This window comes from Mycolicibacterium austroafricanum (assembly GCF_000612725.1).
Classification (GTDB): Bacteria; Actinomycetota; Actinomycetes; order Mycobacteriales; family Mycobacteriaceae; genus Mycobacterium; species Mycobacterium austroafricanum.
On the sequence record NZ_HG964453.1, the window covers coordinates 590,759 to 616,169 of the forward strand.

At 68.6% G+C, this 25,411-nt stretch carries 13 protein-coding genes; 10 read left to right on the forward strand and 3 right to left on the reverse strand.

Annotated features, from left to right (window positions below; translation table 11 throughout):
- Positions 1–37: 37 nt before the first annotated feature.
- Positions 38–1,489 (reverse strand): ApeA N-terminal domain 1-containing protein, encoded by a 1,452-nt coding sequence (locus BN976_RS33590; RefSeq protein ID WP_145977957.1) that lies wholly within the window; start codon positions 1,487–1,489, stop codon positions 38–40.
- Positions 1,490–1,515: 26 nt separating this feature from the next.
- Complete coding sequence (locus tag BN976_RS16555; RefSeq protein WP_036372043.1) at positions 1,516–2,478, reverse strand: DUF6602 domain-containing protein; 963 nt, start codon at positions 2,476–2,478, stop codon at positions 1,516–1,518.
- Positions 2,479–2,845: 367 nt separating this feature from the next.
- On the opposite strand from BN976_RS16555, the gene BN976_RS16560 reads away from it, so the two are divergent.
- Positions 2,846–3,457 carry a hypothetical protein gene (locus BN976_RS16560; protein ID WP_036372045.1) on the forward strand — a complete coding sequence of 204 codons (612 nt, stop codon included), beginning with the start codon at positions 2,846–2,848 and terminating at the stop codon, positions 3,455–3,457.
- Positions 3,458–3,551: 94 nt separating this feature from the next.
- Positions 3,552–3,719: a hypothetical protein gene (locus BN976_RS33815; RefSeq protein ID WP_158498024.1), complete on the forward strand. Its 168-nt coding sequence runs from the start codon at positions 3,552–3,554 to the stop codon at positions 3,717–3,719.
- A 325-nt stretch (positions 3,720–4,044) separates the two neighbouring features.
- Here the strand turns inward: BN976_RS33815 and BN976_RS16570 are convergent, their stop codons facing one another.
- Complete coding sequence (locus BN976_RS16570) at positions 4,045–5,703, reverse strand: (2,3-dihydroxybenzoyl)adenylate synthase (RefSeq protein ID WP_036372048.1); 1,659 nt, start codon at positions 5,701–5,703, stop codon at positions 4,045–4,047.
- Positions 5,704–5,829: 126 nt separating this feature from the next.
- Between BN976_RS16570 and BN976_RS16575 the strand changes: the two genes are divergently transcribed.
- From BN976_RS16575 to BN976_RS33820, 8 genes are read left to right on the forward strand one after another with little or no spacing between them, the layout of a single operon-like run.
- Positions 5,830–9,255, forward strand: a complete 3,426-nt coding sequence (locus BN976_RS16575; RefSeq protein ID WP_036372050.1) for a non-ribosomal peptide synthetase — start codon at positions 5,830–5,832, stop codon at positions 9,253–9,255.
- Positions 9,252–9,995, forward strand: coding sequence for a thioesterase II family protein (locus tag BN976_RS16580; RefSeq protein ID WP_011781016.1), 744 nt, complete (start codon positions 9,252–9,254; stop codon positions 9,993–9,995). The genes BN976_RS16575 and BN976_RS16580 overlap by 4 nt, the downstream gene beginning before the upstream one ends.
- Entirely contained in the window at positions 9,992–11,308 is a 1,317-nt protein-coding gene (locus BN976_RS16585) for a beta-ketoacyl [acyl carrier protein] synthase domain-containing protein (protein ID WP_011781015.1), read from the forward strand. The genes BN976_RS16580 and BN976_RS16585 overlap by 4 nt, the downstream gene beginning before the upstream one ends.
- Positions 11,308–14,226 carry a mycobactin polyketide synthase MbtD gene (gene mbtD / locus BN976_RS16590; protein WP_036372054.1) on the forward strand — a complete coding sequence of 973 codons (2,919 nt, stop codon included), beginning with the start codon at positions 11,308–11,310 and terminating at the stop codon, positions 14,224–14,226. The genes BN976_RS16585 and mbtD overlap by 1 nt, the downstream gene beginning before the upstream one ends.
- Complete coding sequence (locus BN976_RS16595; RefSeq protein ID WP_051558446.1) at positions 14,219–19,384, forward strand: non-ribosomal peptide synthetase; 5,166 nt, start codon at positions 14,219–14,221, stop codon at positions 19,382–19,384. The genes mbtD and BN976_RS16595 overlap by 8 nt, the downstream gene beginning before the upstream one ends.
- Positions 19,381–23,862 (forward strand): non-ribosomal peptide synthetase, encoded by a 4,482-nt coding sequence (locus tag BN976_RS16600; protein ID WP_036372056.1) that lies wholly within the window; start codon positions 19,381–19,383, stop codon positions 23,860–23,862. Before BN976_RS16595 ends, BN976_RS16600 begins: the two co-directional genes overlap by 4 nt.
- Entirely contained in the window at positions 23,859–25,166 is a 1,308-nt protein-coding gene (gene mbtG / locus BN976_RS16605; RefSeq protein ID WP_036372057.1) for an NADPH-dependent L-lysine N(6)-monooxygenase MbtG, read from the forward strand. The genes BN976_RS16600 and mbtG overlap by 4 nt, the downstream gene beginning before the upstream one ends.
- On the forward strand, positions 25,144–25,374 hold the full coding sequence (locus BN976_RS33820) for an MbtH family protein (protein WP_011781010.1): 231 nt from the start codon (positions 25,144–25,146) through the stop codon (positions 25,372–25,374). Before mbtG ends, BN976_RS33820 begins: the two co-directional genes overlap by 23 nt.
- The last annotated feature ends 37 nt before the right edge of the window (positions 25,375–25,411 follow it).

Here is a 25,411-nt window from a genome sequence, read left to right on the forward strand (position 1 = left end):
TCGTACGGATTTCACGTGCGTGCATTTCGACGATCCCCTACGCAGTGGATGAGGAGTCTTGCGAAGCCTTGACCGCGAATCCGAATCGGTCTGCCGAATACTGCCAATTGTCGCGAACTACTTCGCGCTGTTTCTCACTGCTGATTCCCAGCTCAGCGAGAATGACTAGGTGTAGGAGCGCGCGCGTGACGTACTCAAGTCGGTAACGCGCCTCTTCGAGCGGCACCTTCTTTTCGAGTTCACCAGTGTTGAGATGCCCGATGGCGTTTCGGGCATTCTTCAACCATTTGGCCCATGTATCAACATCAGTCAGAAGTTTGGTCACGGCCTCGGTGTCCGCTTTGGTGACGAGTTCAACGAGACGGTCCTTCAAGCCAGGCCGATTGTCCTTGATGCGAATCAGTGCCCAGTTTCGATCATCCTTAAGGAAGTAGAACAGCGCGCGCGTCACCTGCCGCACTACAGCTGAGTGCTTGTCAGGCGCTAGGCCATTGGAGTCCGGGAAGAGGGCCGTATGAAAGCCTTCGGCAGCGGACCCAGCGTTGAAAAGTCGATTTTGGTAAGCGCCGCCACTTACGTAGTCCAGGCCAAGCAAGACGGCGAGCGGCATGCCAATTTTGTCTCGAAGTGAAAGCCAGTCACGGATCAATGTGGCGAAGTCGACGTCGTTCAACGTGAAAAGGGGTCGGAGCGTTCGGTCGTCATCATCGTCGTCGTTTGATAGCCCGATACCGTCGTAGAAGAGGTCAACTTCGTATGGCTTCGGTATCGGCCTGTCGGTGTTTATCAGCAGCTTGCACTCCATGACCCGAGAGGGCGTCTGAGTCGCGATGGTTACCAGATCCTGGACAGCTCGACTGCGATCCAGGAACCCATTCCACGGGAGCGGGGATTCTGCTCCCAACCGTAGAACTACGCGCTCTGTCGTTCGGTAGCGGGTTTCCGATCGTGTCGTCTTCGGCCCATTCGAAGAGATGCTCCAGAATAGTTCCATCGTCTCGGGCGGTTCATCCAGTTCGGTCCTCACCGCATCAGTCCAATTGACCGTCATGCGCCACCGTTCACTTGTCTCGCCATTTCCGACCCATTGCTCGAAGTCCAGACCGCTGCGATCAGCCCACGCTGTGAGACCGGTCAAGCTCGTTTGAAAACCGTCGAAGATCGCATCGTCGGGCTGATCGAGGTGCACGCCGACTAATGCAATCCGTGGACGAAAGACTTCAGTGGTCGTCATCACCTGCGCGATTGTTATTTGCCCGCCGTTGGCTTGCGTGCACTCAATCAGCGTGACGTGTCGCCCGTTGGCGGCTCCGTGGATCAGCGGTATCGGTTCGTCCGCCCTGCCGGCCTCAACTTGAAGCTCGTCGGTAAGTTCCAGACGAAGTCGAGACGACTGAAAATCGACTTCGAGGACCCCGCCGACAGCCTGAGCTGGAGTTTCAGGTAGCCACCATTTACCGACGTATCGCTTCGCATTCACAACCGGCATATCGGGTGTCCCTTTCGATAGCGTCGCTAGTCGTCATTGGTCGAGTCGACTTTGTCCTGTTCTGAGTTGTCGACATCGGCAGCTGCGGCGTCACGGCTCTGCATGTACTGAAGATGCCGCGTCGGCGGGATGAGGTAGGGCGAGAAAGCCGACCGGCCCCGAAAGATTCGCGGCATCGCGGCATGCAGCCAGATCATCGTAATCACCAGCGGCGCGTCGGTTTCGACGAAACCCCAACCCGACAGGTCGTTTCGGATGGTCTTCGAACCGTCCGCTTTGTCGAAGCCGACTTGGAACCCCATCGGATTGTCGGGCCTTATGTAAAGCCAGACTCCCCGGCCGAGGATGCACACGGCGTCGAGCGGTGGTTGAGGGGTGTTCGCCCAGTCCTCTTCGCCCATCGACTTGCCCGCCGGGGGTTCGATCAATCCGACGTTCTGCAGCCGCTCGCCCATCGTGTCGCTCGCGATCTTGTTCTCGAAAGCGATCACGAAGTACGGCGGCACCATGCCGATCTGCTTCATGTACGCCTGGTCTTTGGTCGTCATCACGTGATCGGATTCGTTGACTGTCATCCGCAGCTGCTTGAAGGCCGTGCCCTTCTTGATGCAGTCACCGAGCGCGTTGACGTCCAGACAAGCTTTGACCTCCCCGGCAGCGGCGACACCGTCCACGACGTAGGTTCCCGACTTGCCCTCCGGGAATGAAAGCGGGTGATCGGGGCTGGCGATGACGACGTCGGTCTGACGTGAGCCGTCGCCGAACGCGTCGTAGACGATGCCCTTGCCCACCCCGTATCCCGACGGCAGATAGGTGCGCAGTGTGTTGCGCACCGCCTCTTCAGCCCCGTCCCCGATAGTGGTGCCGTGGTCGGATTCCAGGCGCGCTTTCGCCAGCGCCGTCTGGAGTTCCTTCTCAACGGTCGCGAGAAGGCTGTGGAACCGGAGGTCAATGCTGAAACGGCGCTCTTGACTCTCGTCGTCGGTCATGCCCGGAGTATGCGCGAGCGCACCGACAGCAAGCACGCCGCTCGGACGTCGCCGGGACGCAAATGCGCCGGTTCGCACCGCTTCGTCGCTACGATCCGGCGTGTGACTCGGGGGATGACTCAGCGGCGAGTGCCTTGTGGGTGAACGGTGGCCTTCGCTACGGGGGTCACGGTTGGCCCGCATTGTCGAGAAGCATTGCGGATCGCCTATGCGCAGGTCAGGCAGCCACCGCCGGTATCAAGGCCGATACAAACAGTTCACGTTCGCATACCATGACAGTGCCGAAGTGAGTGGGAACAACGTGCGGCGTGTCTTAATTGATGATGTCGGTCTAACCGATGCGGAAGCTAGAGACGAGGTGAGCTAGATGGGACAGCAGGCCCAGAGTGTCGTCTACCGCCTCGACGCGGCGCACAATCCGGCATGGCAGTTCTACTCGATGCCGGAAAGCATCGTCGGCGGTGGTCAGACGCTAGATGACGCACGCGCTCAGTACCAGGACGCACTGCGATTCACGCTCGAAACGGACGACTTGCCCGCCGTCCACGAGTACATCGAGCAAGAGATCGGCGACCTCGGCATCTGGTTGCGGATGCCCGTCGGCCAAGGGCATTACGACACGATCGTCAACACCGCGAAGGATCAGATCGAACCCGACGATCGCGAGTGGTTCATGGCTCATCCGACAGCCGGGGGCGACCCCGTGATCGTCAATGCCATACCCGACGCACCGCTGAGCAGCATTTTGGAGCAGATGACGGTTCACGATCACCTCATCCTGGCCATGCGCTACCGCGGCCCCGACAAGGTGCAGAACATCTTCCTCGTCTTCGCCGGGGCCGCGACTGAGGACGCCAGCGCTGAGCCACTGATGGATTTCGAATCGTTAGGCCTTACGCCGGACTCACCGTTGAGCGAGTTACTCGAAGAAGCTTTGGCGCGGCACGTAACGGCGTTCAGCGCCCCTGCTCTGTGCTGACGCGCTCACGCGACCGTCAGCTGATCGACTAGCTACCTGATTGACGCGCCCACGGGTTGAAGTGGTTCGTCGCCCCGTTGCTGATGCCGGGAGCGTGCTCACGTCTGCTGCGATCGCCGAGACGGCCCATCGGCACGACGACCTGCATCTGTACACCCGCACCCTTGAGCAAGGCATCGTGAGCGACGACAAGAGCAGCGACACGGTCAGGCTGATGCAAGCGGGTCCGGCTTCCCAGCTGATCGCTGCCTCTTCCCGCTGAAGTGTGAGGACCGGCCAGGCGGGACTTGCCGACCTCCAACGCTTGCAGCAGCACAGCCGCGTGGGCGACCGCATCGCCGAGTTGCCGCCACGGGGTCACCGCGATGAGGGGTCCGGCTTCACGCAATAGCGCCACCTTCACGACACGCGTATAGGTCCTGGCCGTCGTGAAACCTTCGACCGCGATCTCGCTTGCTCTCTACCAGATGCGCGACACCGACGGCCGACACATCGATGCCGATGAAGGCCGCCTGCCCGTCTCCGCGCACCATCGCGTAGACCGACAGTCCAGGATCAACGCGCCGACACCCGCCAATCCCAGCGGATCAAAGGCAGGGCGTCAGCCGGGCCACCAACTGCTTCTTGTCGACCTTGCCCACCGCCGTCGTCGGTAGCGACGGCACCGGCATCAGCACGTCGGGACGCGCGTGCTTTGACGCCCCGCGCTCGTCGAGAAACCCGTTCAGCTCGGCCAGCGTGATCGGCCTTCCATGGAAAACGACTGCGGCGCAGATCTTCTCGCCCAGGTACTGGTCGGGCAGTGCGACCGCGGCCGCCGCGTAGATCGCCGGGTGGGTGTGCAGATGGTCCTCCAGATCTGTCGCCGATACGGTCTCGCCGCCGCGATGGATGACGTCCTTGATGCGGCCGACCACTTCCACATACCCGGCCCGCGGACCGTCGGCGAAGATCCGCACCCGGTCGCCCGTGCGGTAGAAGCCGTCCGGGGAGAACGAGCGGGCGTTCGCGTCGTCGGCGCGGTAGTAGCCGTTGAGGGTGTAGGGCCCGCGCACCAGCAGCTCTCCCTCCTGCCCGGGCGGCACCTCGTCGCCGCTCTCGTCGACCACCCGCATCTCGTCGTGCGGGGACATCGGACGTCCCTGCGTGTGCACCACCACGTCCTCGGGGTCGCCGGGCCTGGTGAAGTTCAGCATTCCCTCGGCCATGCCGAAGATCTGCGACATGCCGGGCGTCAGCCGCTCGAGAATGAAACGGGCCTCCTCGGGGCTCATCCGGGATCCGCCGACCTGCACGAACCGCAGCGAGGTCGGCAGCACCGGTTCCCATTCGCAGGCCTGCGCCCACAACTTCGCCAGCGCGTTGACCAGCCCGGTGACGGTGATCCTGAACTTGTCGATCAGCGCGAAGGCGTTCTCCGGGCTGGGATCCGCGGTGAAGACGGTGGGGGCGCCGACGGTCATCGAGCCGAGCATCCCCGGGCACGCCAGCGGGAAGTTGTGGCCGGCGGGCAGGGCGACGAGGTACGCGTCTTCGGCGGTCATCTCGCAGGCCTGTGCGGACGCGACGGCGTTGTAGACGTAATCGTCGTGAGTGCGCGCGATCAGCTTCGGCAGACCGGTGGTCCCGCCGGAGACCAGCAGTAGCGCGGGAAGACCCGGGTCCACCGCCGCACGCTCGACGGCAGGTCCGTCGAAATCGCGGATCGACGACCATGCGACGAACGGTCCGTTCTCGCCGTCGACGATCACGTGCTGCAGCGACGGGTGCTCGGCGGCGAGTCGGCCGGCCATGTCGCGGTAGTCGAAGCCGCCCGCCTCGTCGGGGACGATGAGCGCGACCGCTCCGCTGACCTCGGCGAAGTGGCCGAGCTCGGCGGTCCGGTGCCCGGGCAGGCACATCACCGGAACCGCTGCCGCGCGGAGCAGCCCGAACAGGGCGATCGCGAACTGGCAGGAGTTCGGCAGCTGCAGCAGCACCCGGTCGCCGGGGCGGATCCCCAGGGCGGCCAGCCCGGCGGCCACCCGGTCGGCCGCCGCGTCGAGTTCTCTGAACGTGTACGTCTGTGCGGAGTCGATGACCGCCGGTTTGTCGGGCCACGTCGCAGCCGCCTCGGTGAGGATCGAGTCGAGCGGACGGCCCGTCCAGTAGCCGGCCCGGCGGTACACCTCGGCTCTGTCCGGGGGGAAGGGGACGAAGCCGCGGGTCAGGTCATTGCCTTGATCGGCCGGTAATCCAGTGTTCATCAGTTGCTGTCACCGCTCTGGGTAGGAGTTCTCGGTGAACCGAATATAGGGTAGCCTCCACAAAGTTAGGGCAGCCTGAGCTAATTCTCGGTGGGAGGCTTCGTGGGTTTGGCGTCGACGACTGCAATGTCTGTCCGTGACGAGGTTGCCGAGTTGCTCGGTGTGAGCCCGGCCGAGCTCGATCCGCAGGCCGATCTGATCGCATCCGGTCTCGACTCGATCCGGATGATGACACTGTCCGGACGGTGGCGCCGACAGGGTGTCGACGTCGGATTCGCGGCGCTGGCCGCCAACCCGACGGTGGCGGCATGGACGGAGCTGGTGTCCGGTCGCGACGCGCCGCCCGCCGCGGACCCGGCGCCGGACGCGACGACAGGACCTGGTGAGGGCGACACCTTCCCGCTCGCGCCGATCCAGCACGCGATGTGGATCGGCCGCAACGAGGATCAGCAGCTCGGTGGTGTCGCGGCCCATCTCTATGTCGAATTCGACGGTGCGGGCGTGGATCCCGATCGGCTTCGCGACGCGGCGGCCAAGCTCGCGGCACGGCACCGCATGCTGCGGGTCGAGATCCTGCCCGACGGCACCCAGCGCATCGGCGACCGGGGACTGCCGGTCACGGTCTACGACCTGCGCGACCTCGACCTGCTCGCGGCCGCAGAACGCCTCGAAGGGATCCGTGACGAGAAGTCGCATCAGATGATGCACGGCGAGGTGCTGCAGATCTCGCTGTCGCTGCTGGCCGACGGGCGAACCCGGTTGCACGTCGACATGGACATGCAGGCCGCGGATGCGGTGAGCTACCGCAACTTCATGGCCGACCTCGCCGACTTCTACAGTGGCGTCACCCTTCCCGAGCTCGGCTACACCTACCGCGAATACCGCGCGGCATTGACGTCGACGACGGTCGAGTCCGATGAAGACCGCCGGTGGTGGGCCGAGCGGGTGCCCGGACTGCCGGAAGGGCCCGCACTCCCGCTGGTGCCCAGATCCGAGCAGGCCGACCCGAAGCGGGCCAGACGGCGCTGGCACATCTTCGACGTCGCCACGCGCGACGCTCTCTTCGCGGCGGCGCACCGCCGCGGCATCACACCTGCGATGGCGGTGGCCGCGTCCTACGCGGGCACCCTCGCGCGGTGGTCCACCAACCGCCGGTTTCTGCTGAACCTGCCGATGTTCGGCCGCGAGCAGTTCCACCCCGACGTCGACAAGTTGGTGGGGGACTTCACGTCGTCTCTGATGCTCGACGTCGACCTCTCCGGCGCCGACACCCCGATGGCTCGCTGCCGGGTGCTGCAGGAGACGCTGCACACCACCGCGCAGCACTCCAGCTATTCCGGGCTGTCGGTGCTGCGCGACCTCACCCGGCATCACGGGACTCCGACCCTGGCGCCTGTGGTGTACACGAGTGCGCTCGGGCTCGGAGATCTGTTCGCGGGCAAAGTGACCGAGCACTTCGGCAGGCCGGTGTGGACGATCTCGCAGGGCCCCCAGGTGCTGCTCGACGCCCAGGCCACCCCCGTCGCCGAAGGGCTGATGATCAACTGGGACACCCGCGAGGACGCGTTTCGCCCGGGGGTGGCCGACGCGATGTTCGCCTATCACCTCGCCGAGCTCGAGCGCCTCGCCACCGACGAATCGGCCTGGGACGCCGCCGATCCGTCGGCGGTCACGGCGCAACAGCAGGCGGCACGCGACGTCGTCAACGCGGTGACGCGCACACCGAGCGGTGACGTCCTGCACGCCGGCTTCTTCCGCAACGCCGAGGCCTACCCCGACGCCCCCGCGGTGTGGTGCCGCGACGGCGACCTCACCTATGGCGAACTGCGCGAGCAGGTGCTCGCTGTCGCGGCGGCACTGCACGTGGCCGGGGTGCGGCGCGCCGACACCGTCGCCGTGATGGGCCCCAAGAACTTCGAGCAGATCGTCGCCCTGCTCGCGATCTCGGCGATCGGCGCGGCCTACGTCCCCGTCGGCGTCGACCACCCCGCCGAGCGTGCCGCGCGCATGTTGGCCAACGGCGCGGTCCGGATGGCGCTGGTGTGCGGTGACCGGCCGCCGACGACGCTGCCCGCCCTGACTGTCGCCGAAGCGCTGCGCGTCGGCCGGCGGGAGACCGAGTTCACGCTTCCTGCCGTGGATCCGGCCGACCTGGCGTACATCCTGTTCACGTCCGGCTCGACCGGTGAACCCAAGGGTGTGGAGATGTCGCACGACGCCGCGATGAACACCGTCGAGTTCATCAACGCCCACTTCGACATCGGCCCCGCCGACCGCTGCCTGGCACTGTCGACGCTGGAATGCGACCTGTCCGTGCTCGACGTGTTCGGCATGCTGGGCGCCGGTGGTTCGATCGTCGTCGTCGACGAGGAGCACCGCCGCGATCCCGATGTCTGGGCCCGCCTCGTCGAGCGCCACGGCGTGACGGTGCTGCACTTCATGCCAGGCTGGCTTGAGATGCTCGCGGAGGTCGACGGCGACCTGTCATCGCTGCGAGTGGTACCCACCGGCGGGGACTGGGTGCGCCCGGAGATGGTCAGGGCGCTGCGAAAGCGCGCTCCGCACATGCGGTTCGCCGGGTTGGGCGGCGCCACCGAGACCGCCACCCACAACACGATCTGCGAGGTCGAAGACATCCCCGCGGAGTGGACGTCGGTGCCGCTCGGCGTGCCGCTGCCCAACAACACCTGCCGGGTCGTCGGCCCCGACGGCCGTGACTGCCCGGACTGGGTGCCCGGCGAACTGTGGGTCGGCGGGCGCGGCGTCGCCCGGGGCTACTGCGCGCGGCCCGATCTGACGGCGGAGCGGTTCGTCGAGTACGACGGCCGAACGTGGTACCGCACAGGAGACCTGGTCCGGTACCGGCCCGGCGGTGTCATCGAGTTCGTCGGCCGTGCCGACCACAGGATCAAGATCAGCGGCTACCGTGTCGAGCTCGGCGAGGTGGAGTCCGCGCTGCGGCGGATCCCGGGCGTCGACTCGGCGGTCGCGGCGGTCGTCGCCGCCGATGGGGGTCGCGACGTGCTCGCCGCGCTCATCAGCGGCGTCGCGGACCCGCAGAAGGTCACCACGGCGATGGCTGAAGTCGTTCCACCGCATATGATCCCGCAGATCATCGTGGCCGCCGACCACATTCCGTACACGCTCGGCGGCAAGATCGACCGGGCGGCGGTAACGCGGATGCTCGCCGATGCCGACCTGCAGTGCGGCACCGGCTACCGGGCTCCCGCGACGCCGTTGGAGTCCGCGCTCTGCGACATCATCGGCACGGTGCTCGGGCGGGCGGCGGTCGGGGCCGACGACGACTTCTTCGCCTCCGGTGGTGATTCCGTGCTGGCCACCCAGGTCGTCGCGCGGGTGAGGACGTGGCTGGACACACCCGCGGTGGCGGTCGCCGATATCTTCGCGACCCGCACGGCTGCAGCGCTGGCAGCCCGACTGTCCGCCGGCGAACCCGAGGGCACGCGGTTGGCCGAAGTGGCCGAACTGTACCTGCAGGTCGCCGGAATGGACGGCGCGGAGGTCGTCTCCGCGCTGGAATCCGGGCGATGATCGGCGGACACGACCAGCTCGAACTCGCACCGTGGATCAAGAGGTTCCCGGGTGAGCAGGGCACCTCGACGATAGTGTTCCCACACGCCGGCGGTGCCGCCGCGGCCTACCGCAGCTTCGCATCGGCGTTGTCCGACAGAGGCGTGGACACTTTCGTGGTCCAGTACCCCCAACGCGGGGAGCGGCTGGCACACCCTGCCGCGGAGACGGTCGCCGACCTGGCAGCAGACATGCTCGGCGCCCTTGATTGGGCACAGCTGGGTCCGCTGCGGCTGTTCGGGCACTGCATGGGGGCGCTGGTCGGCTTCGAGTTCACCCGGCTGGCCGCGCAGCGCGGCGTCACCGTGCGCGAACTGTGGGCTTCGGCGAGCCAGGCGCCCTCGACCGTCGAGGGATCGCGGCCCGTGCCGACCAGCGACCGCGAACTGCTGGCCGACATCGTCGACCTGGGTGGCACCGACGCGCGCCTGCTGGAGGACGAGGACTTCCTCGAACTGCTACTTCCCGCGGTCCGCGCGGACTACCAGGCGTTCAACCGGTACTCCTGCGGTCGCGACATCCGCGTCGATGCCGACATCCACGTGCTCGGGGGTCAGGCCGACCATCGGGTCGATCAGGATCTGTTGCGCCAGTGGGAGATCCACACCGACGCCGCGTTCACGTTCACCATGTTCGACGGCGGTCACTTCTACCTCGATGACCATCTCGACGAGGTCGCCGAGCTGGTGAGTTGCACATGAGCGACGCCGACCCCGTCGTGATTGTCGGGATGGCCGTCGAGGCGCCGGGCGGCGTGGAGAACGCCCACGACTACTGGACCCTGCTCGCGGAGCAGCGGGAGACGCTGAGTTCGTTCCCGGACGACCGCGGCTGGTCCCTGCGCGCCCTTTTCGACGGGTCTCGGCGGGACGGGTTCAAACGTATTCACAACCTCGGCGGATTCCTCACCGGCGCTGGATCCTTCGATCCCGAGTTCTTCGGCATCTCCCGCCGCGAGGCTGTCGCGATGGATCCGCAGCAGCGGGTCGCGCTGCGCGTCTCGTGGCGGGCGCTGGAGAGCGCGCAGATCAACCCGGACGACCTCGCCGGCCACGACGTCGGCTGCTACGTCGGCGCCTCGGACATGCGGTACGGGCCCGCCATGGACGAATTCTCGCACCACAGCGGGCATCTCATCACGGGCACGTCGCTGGGTGTGATCTCCGGGCGCATCGCCTACACGCTGGGCCTCGCCGGTCCGGCAATCACCGTCGATACGTCGTGTTCGTCGGCGCTGTCCGCCTTCCACGTCGCCGTTGCCGGGTTGCGATCCGGGGACTGCGACCTCGCCCTCGCCGGCGGGGTCTGCGTGATGGGTTCGCCCGGCTACTTCGTCGAGTTCTCCAAACAGCACGCGCTGTCCGACGACGGGCACTGCCGCCCCTACAGCGCGCACGCCAGCGGCACGGTGTGGGCCGAAGGCGCCGGAATGTTCGTGCTGCAACGGAAGTCGGCCGCGGTACGGGACCGCCGCCGCATCCTCGGCGAGGTGTTGGCCAGCTGCGTCAACTCCGACGGCAGGTCGGTGGGGCTGACCGCGCCCAGTCAGGAGGCGCAGATCCGGCTGTTCCGGCGAGCCCTGACCACCGCAGGCGTCGACGTCGACACCGTCGGGATGGTGGAAGGACACGGTACGGGCACCCGGCTGGGAGACTGCACCGAGCTCAACTCCCTGGCCGCGACCTACGGGGCAGGCGCTGCGGGGCGGGGACCGCTGCTCGGCTCGGTCAAATCCAATGTGGGACACAGCCAGGCCGCCGCAGGCGCCCTCGGCTTGGCCAAGGTCCTGCTCGCCGCGCAGCATGGCGCCGTCCCGGCCACATTGCACGTCGACGAGCCAAGCCGCGAAATCGACTGGGAAAACACCGGTCTGCGCCTGGCCGCCAAGCTGACGCCATGGCCGGCCGTCAACGGGGCCCGCACGGGTGCGGTGTCGGCGTTCGGCATGAGCGGCACCAACACCCACGTCGTCGTCGCCGTACCGGACACATGCGTCGAAGGCAGGGCGGCGTGATGTCGGCAGGCCGGTTGCCCGACGGGCGGGTCGCGGTCCCGCTCAGCGCACACCACGAGGCGCTGGTGTCCGCCACCGCGCGGGACATCCTGGGCCACCTGCAGCGAAACCCGAGCGAACCCGGTCAGGTCACGGCCCAGCTGGTGCGCACCCGACGGCTGCGCCGCCACCGCGCGATCGTGCGCGCAGGCGACCGCGATGAACTCGCGGCGGGTCTGCAAGCGGTCGCCGACGACCGTGACCATCCGCTGGTCGCGCGGTCCGCGGGACGCGCGGGCGCCCGCACCGCGTTCGTGTTCCCGGGACAGGGCAGCCAGTGGCCCGGGATGGGCGGCGAAGCCTATCGCCTGCTGCCGGTGTACCGCGCCGAGGCCGACCGGCTCACCGAGGCCTTCCTGGCGGCGGGGCTGACGTCACCGCTGCCGTTCCTGACTGCCGACACCGACGGAGAACCGGTGTCGCAGTACGACCTTCAGGCGGCTCAGTTCGTGCACTCCGTCGCGCTGGCCGCCGTGTGGCGCTCGTGCGGCATCGTGCCCGACCTGACGGTCGGGCACAGCCTCGGGGAGGTGGCCGCGGCCTACGTCGCCGAAACCGTCACCCTCGTCGCCGCAGTCACGGTGCTGGCCGCGCGGGCCGCCGCGATCGAGGCGATCCCCGGCGACAACGGGGTTGCGGTGCTGGGTGTGGACGCCACCGAAGCGGCCGAGCTGATCGCCGCCACCGGCGGCTGGCTGGAGCTGTCCGCGGTGAACGCGCAGAATTCGGTCGCGGTGTCGGGGGAGCGGTCCGCGGTGGCCGCGATCGCCGCGGCCGCCCGTGCCCGTGGCCGATTCGCCAAGGAGTTGGCGATGAGTTTTCCGGCGCACACCACCGCAATGGAGACCCAGCGCGAGCAGTTGGTGCGCCGGCTGCCCACGTCGGTGTTCGCCGACTCGCCGGTGCAGTTCGTCGGGTCGGCGACCGGACAGCTTGTGAGAGCGGGCACCGAGTTCGGCGCGTACTGGTATGCCAACCTGCGCAACACGATCCGATTCGACCAGGCTGTCCAGACGGCGATCGGGCTCGGCGCCGGCGTGTACGTCGAACTGTCTGCGCATCCGTCGCTGCTGTTCGCCGTCGAAGACGGCATCGAACGAGTCGGCGCTGCGGCGGCGGTGCTCGTCGGCTCGGGGCACCGCGACGAGTCCGTGCCGGACCGGTTGTCCGCCAACATCGTCACCGCTGCGGCGGCGGACCCCGCGTACCGGTGGGGGGACCTGCTGACCGGCGAGCCGGAGCCGTTGTTCGGCTTCCCCGGCGCGCCGATGCGTGCGGAGCATCTGTGGGCCGAACCCGAGCCGCTTCCTGTGGCGCCGGGGCTGACCGTGACCACCGAGACCTGGCGGCAGCGCAGGCCGCGCCGGGTGTCGGCGAAGGTGTCCCGGCGGGTCGCGGTGATCGAAAGCTGTTCCGGTACAGCAATTTCCAGATCTCTGCGGCAGGCGATCGACCGGCGCGCCGACCTGTCCGTGGCCGGCGCCGCCGATGCCGACCTCGCGATCGTGGTCGCCCCGACCTTCGCCGGGGCCGACGCCGCCGGCTGCGTCAACGAGTTGTCCGGCGCCATCGACACCGGCCTGCTTGGCTACGCCGACACCTTCGGACCCCGGTGCCGGGACGTGTGGTTGGTCACCGTCGGCGCCGAGAACGTCACCGCCGAGGACCCGGCCCCCGATCTGGGCCAGGCCGGCGTGGCCGCACTGCACCGTTGCATCGGGTTCGAGCACCACGACCAGAGCTTCCACCATCTGGACCTGCCGGCCGGGGCCACGGATGCACTCGGCGCCGTCGACGTGATGGTCGACGGCGCAGGCGAACTCGCCCTGCGCCGCGATGGGCAGGTGTATGAACGCACCCTCGGTGACGACACGTCCACGGCGCCTCCGTGGGACCTGAGTTCCGGAACCCTCGACAACGTGGTGATCACCGGCGGCTCGGGGGCCATCGGGCTCAGTTTTGCCCGCTTCCTGGCGGCCCGCGGCGCCCGGCGGATCGTGCTGCTGAGCCGCCGCGGTGCCGGCCCGGCCCCACTGGACAATCTCGGTGCCGAGATCATCGCACCCGCCTGCGATCTGCGGGATCCTCGCCAACTCGCTGCCACGGTCGCCGAATTCGCAGGCGGACCGGCGTCGCTGATCATCCACGCCGCGGGCACAGCGACGTTCGCCAACCGTGCCGACATCACGGGCGCCGCCCTGGCGGACATGGCCGGAGCCAAGATCATCGGCCTGGAGGCGCTGACCCGCACCTGGCCGATCCGCGACGACGCCCGAATCCTGTTGTGCTCGTCGGTTACCGGCGTGTGGGGCGGCAAGGGCGTCGGCGGGTACGCGGCCGCCAACCGGATGCTCGACGTGATGGCCGCCAGGCTGCGTGCCGACGGACGAAACTGCACGGCCGTGCGCTTCGGACTCTGGGAGGGCAGCGGCATCGTCGACGCTGCGGAGATCGCGCGGGTGGAACGCACGGGTCTGCGGCAGATGAAGCCAGAGCTCGCGGTCGAGGCGAGCCTGTGCGACTTCCCGCGGGATCCGCTGGTGCTCGCGGCGGATCGCGATCGGATGAGGATGTTCTTCGGCGAGAAGCCCGTTGAGAAGCCGGGGGAGGCCGACACCGGTGCCGGCCCCGCATCGATGGCGCCGCCGGACGCGGTGCGGACCCAACTCGCTGCCGTTCTCGACGTGGACGCGGCCGCCCTGGACCTGGACTCGCCGCTGTTCGACCTCGGGGTCGACTCGCTGCTGGCGCTGGATCTCCGCAAACGTCTGAAACGGCTGACCGGGCACACGGTGCCGCTGGCGACACTGCTCGGGGGCATCACCGGGACGGACCTGATCGCCGGCCTATCAGAGAAAGTGAACACTTCGAGTGACTGACATCGACACCGGGGCCCTGCTCGACGAGCGTCGGCTGGAACTGCTGCGACGCCGGATGCAGGAGCGTGGGCTGAGCGCAGGCACCGACACGGCCGAACCCGCCGGCGACACCGACGTGTTGACCGAAGGCCAGCTGCGGATGTGGTTCGTGCACAACGCCGATCCCAGCGGCGCGTTGCTCAACGTGTGTCTTTCCTACCGCCTGTCCGGCGAGATCGATGTCGCGCGGCTGCACAGCGCGGTCGACGCGGTGGCCCGGCGTCACCGGGTGTTGCGCACGACGTACCGCACCGAGAGCACCGCTGCCGGCGACAGCGGAATGCCGGTCCCCACCGTGCACACCGGCCTGATGCCCGGCTGGGCCGAGCACGATCTGTCCGAACTCTCCGAGCGGGCCCGCGGGCTGCGGCTGGAGGTGCTCGCGCAGCGCGAGTTCGGCAGGCCGTTCGACCTGGGCGCCGAGTCGTCGCTGCGGATCACGGTGATCCGCACCGCCCCAGCCGAATACGTGATGCTTCTGGTCGCCCATCACATCGCCTGGGACGACGCTTCGTGGGAGGTGTTCTTCGACGACCTGACCGGCGCCTACGTCGGTGAGAAACTGCGGCCGGCGCGACGTCCGGTCGTCGCGGCCGGCGGTTCCGACGAGGACGACGTCGCGTACTGGCGTGCGGTGATGGCCGATCCGCCGGAGCCGCTGGAGCTGCCAGGCCCGACCGGGTCGGCCGTCCCGACGAGCTGGCGCTCACAGCGCACCACGCTGCGCCTGGACGGCGAGACTGCGCGACGCGTCACGGCCCTGGCCGACGAGGTCGGCGCGACACCCTACGCGGTGCTGCTCGCGGTGTTCGGCGTGCTGATCCACCGTTACAGCCACGTCGACGACTTCCTGGTCGCCACCCCGGTGCTGAATCGCAACGGTGACACCGACGACGTCATCGGGTATTTCGGCAACACCGTCGCGATGCGGTTGCGGCCGCACCCGGCAATGACGTTCCGTGACCTGCTGACCCAGATCCGTGATACCGCCCTCGGTGCTTTCGCGCACCAGCGGGTCGGGCTCGACCGGATGGTGCGCGAGCTGAACCCGGACCGGCGCCACGGCGCCGAGCGGATGACGCGGGTCAGCTTCGGGTTCCGCAGCCGCGACCGGTTCGGGTTCACCCCGCCCGGCGTCACGTGCGAGAGAGCCGATCTGCGTTCGCATCTCACGCATCTGCCACTGGGGATCATGGTCGAGTTCGACCCCGACGAGGTCGTGGTCGAGCTCGAGCATCTGGTGGAGATCATCGAACCCGGACTGGCCCGGCAACTGCTCGACCACTACGCCGTGCTGATCCGCAGTGCCCTCGACGACCCCGACACCACACTGAGCGGGCTGCAGCTGATGGGCGACGACGACCTCGAATGGCTCCGTGCGGTCTCTGTGGGCCCGACCTTCGACACCCCGCCCGCCACCATCACCGACCTCATCGAGGCGCAGGTCCGGCGCAGCCCCGACGGCACCGCCGTCGTCTACGAGGGCCGCCATTACACCTACCGCGAGATCAACGAAGCGGCGAATCGCGTCGCGCACTGGCTGATCGGCGAGGACGTCGGCGCCGAGGACCGGGTCGCGGTGATGCTCGACAAGTCTCCCGAACTGGTGGTGACCGCGCTGGGTGTGCTCAAGGCAGGGGCGGTCTATGTCCCGATCGACCCGGCCTACCCACAGGATCGTCTCGAGTTCATTCTCGGCGACTGCGATGCGAAAGTGGTTGTCCGAGAGCCGGTCACCGGCCTGGACGGCTACCGTGCCGACGACCCGGGCGACAACGACAGGCGGCGTCCGGTGGGTCCATACAACACCGCCTACCTGATCTACACGTCGGGCTCGACCGGTCTGCCCAAGGGTGTCCCGGTGCCGCATCGTCCGGTCGCGGAGTATTTCGTCTGGTTCAAGGGCGACTATCGGGTCGACGCCGGGGACCGGATGCTGCAGGTCGCCTCGCCCAGCTTCGACATATCGATCGCCGAGGTGTTCGGCACGCTGGCCTGCGGTGCGCGGCTGGTGATCCACCGCCCCGGTGGCCTCAACGACATCGGCTACCTGACCGCGCTGCTGCGCGACGAGGGCATCACCGCGATGCACTTCGTGCCGTCGCTGCTCGGACTGTTCCTGTCGCTTCCCGGTGTGAACCAGTGGCGCACGCTGCAGCGGGTGCCGATCGGCGGCGAGGCGCTACCCGGCGAGGTGGCCGACAAGTTCCGCGCCACCTTCGATGCGCTGCTGCACAACTTCTACGGCCCGACCGAGACCGTGATCAACGCCACCCGGTTCAAGGTCGAGGGCAGGCAGGGCACCCGGATTGTGCCGATCGGCAAGCCCAAGATCAACACCGCGATCCACATCCTCGACGATGCGCTGCAACCCGTGCCGGTCGGCTCCATCGGCGAGATCTACATCGGCGGAACCCATGTCGCACGTGGCTACCACCACCGGCCGGGGCTGACCGCCGAACGCTTCGTCGCCGACCCGTTCACCCCCGGCGCACGCATGTACCGTTCCGGTGATCTCGCCCGCCGCAACGCCGACGGCGATATCGAGTTCGTGGGCCGCGCCGACGAACAGGTCAAGATCCGCGGTTTCCGCATCGAACTCGGCGACGTCGCCGCCGCGATCACCGTCGATCCCAGCGTCGGGCAGGCCGTGGTCGTCGTCAGCGACCTGCCGAACCTCGGCAAGAGCCTGGTCGCTTACCTGACCCCCGCCGACGGCGCGGGCGTGGACGTGGACAGGATCAGGACCAGGGTGGCCGCCGCGCTGCCCGAGTACATGACACCGGCCGCCTACGTGGTCGTCGACGAGATCCCGATCACCGCGCACGGCAAGATCGACCGCGCCGCGCTGCCAGAGCCGGAGATCGCGCCCACCACCGAGTTCCGCGAGCCCGCGGCGGGCACCGAAGCCCATCTTGCGCAGTTGTTCGCCGAACTGCTCGGCCACGAGAAGGTCGGTGCCGACGACTCGTTCTTCGATCTCGGCGGGCATTCGCTGCTGGCCACCAAACTCGTGGCCGAGCTGCGGGCCGGGTTCGGTGTAGACGTCGAGGTGCGCGACATCTTCGAGAACGCGACCATCGCCCGACTGGCTGCCCACCTCGACACCATGGGGCGCGCCACGATCGGCACCCGCAGGCCCCGGCTGGTCGCCGCACCCCTCGACGGCCCCGCGCCGCTGTCGTCGTCGCAGCTGCGTTCGTGGTTCGGCTACCGCATCGAGGGCCGCAGCCCGGTCAACAACATCCCGTTCGCCGCCCGGCTGACCGGCCCCTGCGATGTGGACGCGTTCGTCGCGGCCATCCGCGACGTCGTCGAACGGCATGCCATCCTGCGCACCACCTATCGCGAGATCGACGGTGTGCCTTATCAGATCGTGAACCCGATCTCCGACGTGCCGGTTCGACGCGCCCGCGGCGAGGGCGAGCAGTGGCTGCAGGCCGAACTCGACCGCGAACGCAAGCACACCTTCGATCTCGAGGAGGACTGGCCGATCCGGGCCGCGGTGTTCACCGTCGGAGCCGTCAGTCCGGCTTCAGACGGCGGAGCCGTCAGTCCGGCTTCAGACGGCGGAGCCGTCGATCCGGCTTCAGACCATGTCCTGTCGGTGGTGATCCATCACATCGCGGGCGACCACTGGTCCGGCGGCGTGCTGTTCACCGACCTGGTGGCGGCCTACCGCGCCCGCAAGGCCGGTGAGCGGCCGACCTGGGCGCCGCTGCCGGTGCAGTACACCGATTACGGCGCCTGGCAGGCGGAGCTGCTCAGCGACGACACCGGAATCGCCGGGCCGCAGCGCGAGTACTGGATCCGTCAGCTCGCCGACGCGCCCGTGGAATCCGGCCTGCCGCTGGAGTTCTCCCGTCCGCGGCTGCCCAGCGGCAAGGGTGATGCGGTCGAGTTCACCATCGACGGTCAGGTCAGGCGTCAGATCACCGAGCTGTGCCGGGAGCTCGGCATCACCGAGTTCATGCTGCTGCAGGCCGCGGTGGCGGTGACGCTGGCCAAGGTCGGGGGTGGCCTGGACATCCCGCTGGGCACACCGGTGGCGGGCCGCTCCGAAGCCGAGCTGGAACAGCTCGTCGGCTTCTTCGTGAACTTCGTGGTGCTGCGCAACGACCTACGGGGTAACCCGACCCTGCGCGAGGTTCTGACCCGGGCCCGCGAGATGGCGCTGTCGGCGTACTCCAATCAGGACGTGCCGTTCGAACAGGTCGTCGAGGCGGTGAATCCGCCACGCACCCTGGCCCGAAACCCGCTGTTCCAGGTGGTGGTGCACGTCCGCGAGCAACTTCCGCAGCGCCAGATGATCGACACCGATACCGAGTTCACCGCGCTGGAACCGACATTCGACATCGCCCAGGCGGACCTGTCGCTGAACTTCCTGGCCGACGGGACCGGTTACCGCGGATACCTGATCTACCGGCCGGAGCTGTACGCCCGGCGCACCATCGAGCGGCTCGGCCGGTGGCTGACCCGGGTGGTCGCGGCGTTCGTCGACACCCCCGACCGTGCGCTCGGCGACGTCGACATCGCCTCTGCCGAGGAGAGACAACGCGTTTCACAGGAGTGGAGCACCGGAGCCCGGGTCCAGGTGCTCGACGCCGACCTGGCGCCCGCCCCGGTCGGGGTGTTCGGCGACCTGTACCTGAGCGGCGGTCCGTTCGCGCAGCGCCACCGAACCGGGGACCGCGCCAGGTGGGACGACGACGGCCGGCTGGAGATCGCCGCCCGCGCCCCCGGCGCGACCGTCGTCGAGGTGGCGCCGCCGGCCGTCCAGTTCGAGGAACCGCGGACCGACTCCGAACGTGCGCTGGCCGCACTGCTTTCCGAGCTGCTGGCCACCGAGGAGGTCGGTCGTCACGACGACTTCTTCGGACTCGGCGGCGACAGCGTGCTGGCCGTGCAGTTGGCCGCGCGCGCACGCGATGCCGGGTTGGACCTGACCGCACGGATGGTGTTCGAGCACCCGAGGCTGGCCGAGTTGGCCGCCGCCCTGGACAGCGGCACCGGCGCGGCCGCTGAGCAGCCGGACACCCACCATGCGCCGATGTCGGTGTCGGGGCTTTCCGAGGACGAACTCGCCGCGCTGACCGCATCGTGGGGCACCGGGGAATGACGCAGATCCAGCAGAGCGTCGAGCCGCCCGTCATCGAAGACGTGCTGGCGCTGAGCCCACTTCAGCAGGGGCTCTTCTCCATGGCGACGTTGTCCGAAGGGCGCGACGACGACCCTTACGTCATCGCGATGACCGCCGACGCGACCGGCGATCTGGATGCGCGGCTGCTGCGGGAGTGCGCGGCAGAGCTGCTGGACCGGCACGCCAACCTGCGGGCCAGCTTCGTCAAGGGCAACCTCAGCCGCGCCGTGCAGGTCATCCCCAAGCGGGTCGACCTGCCGTGGCGGCACGTCACCGTCGCCGGCGATGCCGAGCTGGAGGCGGCGGAAAGGCTGGAACGCACAACGCCTTTCACGCTTGCCCGAGGTCCGGTCATCCGGTTCCTGCTGATCGAGGCGCCGCAGCGCTGGCGGTTCGTGGTGACCGCCCACCACATTCTGATCGACGGCTGGTCACTGCCGTTGTTCATGGGGGAGCTGCTGACCCTGTACCGCGCCTGCGGAGACGTCACGGCGCTGCCGGACCCGCCCCGGCCCTACCGCGACTACATCGGCTGGCTGGCCGGTCGTGACGAAGAAACCGGCCGTGCGCTGTGGCGGAGGCACCTGGCGGGTGTCGACGGCCCGACACTGCTGACACCGGCGTTGACGTCGTCGGCCCCGACGCCGGGCAGGCCGCGGCTCACCGAGGTGAGACTGGACGCGGAGACCACCCGTCAGCTCGCCGAGGCCGCCAGGAGTCGTGGCGTCACGATGAACACTCTCATCCAGATGGCTTGGGCCACGGTTCTGTCGGTCATCACCGACCGCACGGACGTGTCGTTCGGCGTGACGGTGTCGGGACGTCCGGGGGAACTCGCGGGCGTCGAGCGGATGGTCGGGTTGTTCATCAACACGGTGCCGCTCCGGGTGCGCCTCGACCCCGCGGCGCCGGCGGGTGAGCAATGCCTCGCGCTGCAACGCGAGGCCGCGGCGTTGCGTGACCACGGCTATCTGAGCCACTCCGAGTTGCGTGCGCTCGGCGGCATCGGCGAGTTGTTCGACACGTTGCTGGTGTACGAGAACTTCCCGCCCGGCGGTCTGGTCGGTCAGGCCCGGTTCGAGGCCAACGGCGCCACCTTCGTGCCGTCCGCTTTGGAGAGCCTGTCGCACTTCCCGGTGACCATCGCGGCGCACATGGCCGACGACGAGCTCACGGTCTTCGTCGAGGTGATCGACGGAGCCCTCGGCGCGCTGCGGCCCGGCGACCTCGGCAGGCGGGTGCTGCACACCGCGCAGCGGCTGATCAGCTGCTGGGACGCCCCGCTGCGCAGCGTGGGCGTGCTGCTACCCGCCGAGCACACCCCCGCGCCGATGGTGCCGGAACCGTTGACAGCCAACAGTATCCACGACAGGTTCGCCGGCATCGCCGGCGACCGGCTGGGCTCGGTGGCGCTGACCTGGGAAGCCGGCGGGGACAGCGGGACGCTCACCTATGGTCAACTCGACGAGGCCGCCGACCGGATGGCGGTCGCGCTCACCGCGGCGGGGGTGGGTCCCGAGACGTCGGTCGCGGTGCTGCTGAGCCGCGGACCCGACTACGTCGTCACCATGCTGGGCGTGCTAAAGGCGGGCGGGGTGATCGTCCCGCTGGACCCGGCGATGCCCGCCGAACGCATCTCCGACATCCTCGAGCAGTCCCGCGCGTCGGTGGTGGTGGACGACGCGTTCGTCGCCGCGGTGCCGGACGTCGAGCCCCCGGCCGGGTACCGGCCTGCCGAAGTGACCGCGGACCGGGCGGCCTACATCGTGTTCACCTCCGGCACCACCGGCAGGCCCAAGGGCGTCGTAGGAACCCACGGCGCGGTATTGGGTTACGCCGAGGACCACGCCGAGCAGGTGCTGCGCCCGGCCGCCGCGCGGATCGGGCGCCCGCTGCGCGTGGGCCATGCGTGGTCGTTCACGTTCGACGCCGCCTGGCAGCCACTCGCGGCATTGCTCGACGGTCACTCGGTACACCTCCTCGGTGAAGAGTCGCAGCGTGACGCAGAAGCGCTGGTGTACCGCATCGGGCGGTTCGGCATCGACATGCTCGACACGACGCCGTCGATGTTCGCCCAGCTTCACGACGTCGGCCTGCTGAGCACGGTCCCGCTCGCGGTGCTGGCGCTGGGCGGGGAGGCCGTCAGTCCTGCGACGTGGAGCCTCATCGGCGATGAATGCGCCCGCACCGGGATGACCGCGTTCAACTGCTACGGGCCCACCGAGACCACCGTGGAGGCGGTGGTCGCGCCCATCGACGGCTATCAGCGGCCCTCGATCGGGCAGCCGACCCGGACCATGCGCACCTACGTGCTCGACGCCTGGCTACGTCCGGTGCCCGACGGTGTCGCTGGGGAGCTCTACCTGTCGGGCCGGCAGCTGACCCGGGGGTATCTCGGCCGTGCCGCCGAGACCGCGGGACGGTTCGTCGCCGACCCGTTCACCCCGGGGCAGCGCATGTACCGCACCGGTGACGTCGTGCGGCGCGGCGCAGACGGCGGACTGCAGTTCCTCGGCCGGGCCGACAACCAGGTCAAGATTCGCGGGTTCCGTGTCGAACCCGGCGAGATCGCCGCGGTCCTGAGTGGCCACCCTGCCGTCACCGACGCACACGTCGTCGTCGACCGGGTCGGCACGCAGACCCGGCTTATCGCCTACGTCGCCGCCGCGACCCCGCCTGCCGTCGCCGACCTGCGGGAGCTGATGGCGAAACGCCTGCCCCGCTACATGGTTCCGCAGCGCGTCGTCGTCCTCGACGAGTTGCCGTTGACCTCACACGGCAAGATCGACGAGGCCGCGCTCGCCGGGATCGCAGTCGAGGACGCTCCGTCGGCGGCGCCGGAGACGCCGACCGAGACCGCGCTGGTCGAGCTGATGGCGGAGGTCCTCGGCGATGACGGCATCGACGTGGAAGCCGACTTCCTGGAGATGGGGCTGGACAGCATCGTCGCCCTGACGCTGGTGCAGGCCGCACGTCGGCGCGGCCTCGAGATGCGAGCCCGGCTGATGTTGGAGTGCAACACCATTCGGGAACTGGCAACCGCCATCGACTCCGGTGCGCACGACCACGCCCCGGCCGCGGTCACCGACGACCGCTTCGGCGAGGTCATGCCCGCGCCGATCATGTCCTGGATGTACGAGTGCGGGAACTACCGCCGGTTCACCCAGAACGTGCTCGTCTCGCTGCCCGCCGACATCACCGACAGCCGACTCGAACAGATCCTGCAGGCGCTGCTGGACCGTCACGACATGCTGCGCGCAATCCTCGACGAGCGGGGTCGGCTCGTCACCCGGCCCCCTGGCGCGGTGCGCGTCGCCGACGTGCTCCGCGTGGTGGACGCGCCCGCCCACACCGTCCTGGCGGCCGAAGTCGTTGCCGCGCTGGACCGTATCGACCCCACATCGGGGGCCATGGTGCAGGCGGTCTGGTTCCGGCACGGTCCGCCGGTCCTGGCGCTGTGTGTCCACCACCTGTCCACCGACGTGGTGTCCTGGTACCTCATCCTCGGTGCGCTGGCCCAAATCGATGCCACGCTCGCCGCCGGGCATGCCCCGGACCCGGCCGCCGAGTACACCACCTACCGGGAGTGGACGCGCCGGCTGTACCAGCGCAGCCGGACCGAGGCCGTTGAGCGCCGGCGCGGATTCTGGGTCGAGCAGCTCGCCGGGTCAGACCCGCTGCTCGGCCGCCGGCTGCCCGACCCGCGGCACGACACCTGGTCGACGCTGCAGTCGACCGACGTCGTCACCGACGCCGGCGCCACCCGGGCGATCCTGGACCGCCTCGACGGCGCGGGCCTGGAGATGCGGGACTTCCTGCTCACCGCACTGACATTGACGTTGGCGTCGTGGCGGATCGAGCGCGGGCAGCCCGCCCACCACGGTGCGCTCGTCGCGCTGGAGGGGCACGGCCGCGAGGACGCGCTCGTCGGGGGCGGCGTGGACACCTCGGCCACCGTCGGATGGTTCACCTCGGTGTACCCGGTCCGCCTCGGCGCGGGGGAGGCCGCGATCGACGTGGACACCGCCGCACGCAATCCCGCCGCGGCCCGCAGCCTGCTTCGGGCGGTCATCCAGCAGCTCGCCGAAGTGCCCGACAAGGGACTCGATTACGGTCTGCTGCGGTACACGCGGCGCGACGAGACTCTTCGCGCGCTTCCGGAGCCGCAGGTCGAGTTCAACTACATCGGCCGCTACGACCTCAGCGCCGACCAGACGTCGCAAGCCTGGTCGCTGATCACCGACGAGACCCTCAACGCGCACATGCCGGCCGCCGCTGAGCCGGACCTGCCGCTGCGCTACACGTTCGACGTCATCTCGGTGATCTCCGGAGGTGCCGACGGCCCGCAACTTCGCACCAGTTGGCGATGGAGCACGGCGCTGTCCACCTCGACGGAGGTCGACCGACTCACCGCGCTGTGGCAGCAGGCGGTCACCGTGCTCGGAGAGGCGCTATGACAACGCGGCCCACCCCCACCCTCGCCGTCGTCGGCGCAGGCCCGAAGGCGATCGCGGTGGCGGCCAAGGCCGCCGAGCTGCGTGGCATGGGCGTCGACGTGCCCGACGTGGTGGCGATCGAACGCAGCGTCGTCGGCGCCAACTGGCAGGCTGTCGGCGGCTGGACCGACGGCCAGCACCGGCTCGGCACCAGCCCCGAGAAGGACGTGGGTTTCCCGTACCGGTCGTCGCTGGTGCCCCGCCGCAACGCCGAACTCGACGAGCGCATGATGCGGCACAGCTGGCAGTCCTATCTGGTGGCCAGCGCGCAGTTCGCGGATTGGGTCGACCGCGGCCGGCCTGCGCCGACCCACCTCGGGTGGAGCCGCTACCTGCGCTGGGTCGCCGACAACATCGGGATGTCGGTGATCACCGATGAGGTGCAACGCATCTCGACTGACGGCCGGCGGTGGGAGTTGGTCACACCCCGGCAGATCGTGCATGCCGACGGCGTGATGATCACCGGGCCCGGTCAGGCCCAGCGGTCCATTCTGCCGAACGATCCGCGGGTGTTGTCGATCGCGCAGTTCTGGGAGCGCGCCGCCAGGCCGGATCTGATCGTCGCCGAGCGGGTCGCGGTCATCGGCGGGGGCGAGACGGCCGCGTCCATGCTCAACGAGCTGTTCCGGCACCGTGTTTCGACCATCACCGTCATCTCGCCGCAGGTCACCCTGTTCACCCGGGGCGAGAGCTTCTTCGAGAACACGCTGTTCTCCGATCCGACGGACTGGGCCAGCCTGACGATGGCCGAACGGCGCGACGCGCTGGGCCGCACCGACCGCGGCGTGTTCTCCGCGCGGGTACAGGACGCGCTGCTCGCCGACGACCGGATCCGTCATCTGCGGGGCCGGGTCGCCCACGCCGTCGCTCGCGACGAGCGGATCCGGTTGACGCTCAGCTCGAACCGCGGCGGCGAGGCACTGGAGACCGTGCACGGCTTCGACCTGGTCATCGACGGCTCCGGCGCCGACTCGATGTGGTTCGAGCCGTTGTTCAGCCAGGACGCCCGCGACCTGATCGAGTTGGCGCTGCGGGCCCCGCTGTCGGGTGATGCACTGCAGGAGTCGATCGGGCACGACCTCTCGGTGGCCGCGCTGACCCCGAAGCTGTTCCTGCCGGGCCTGTCCGGGCTGACGCAGGGTCCCGGCTTCCCGAACCTGAGCTGTCTGGGGCTGCTGTCCGATCGCGTGCTCGGCGCGCGGTACCCGGATGTGGCACCCCACCCTTCGACGAGGAGAACCGATGAGCACCAACCCGTTCGATGACGACCCGGCTGGTTCGGCCCGCACCTTCTACGTGCTGGTCAACGACGAGGAGCAGTACAGCCTGTGGCCCGCGTTCGCCGACGTGCCCGCGGGCTGGCGCGTCGTGTTCGGGGAGAGCACCCGCGCCGACTGCCTGGCCTACGTCGAGGAGACGTGGACCGACCTGCGCCCGCGCAGCCTGCGCGACGCGATGGCCGGCGATCGCTAGCGCCCAACCAACGGCATGCCTGCTGGACTCTGTGTGC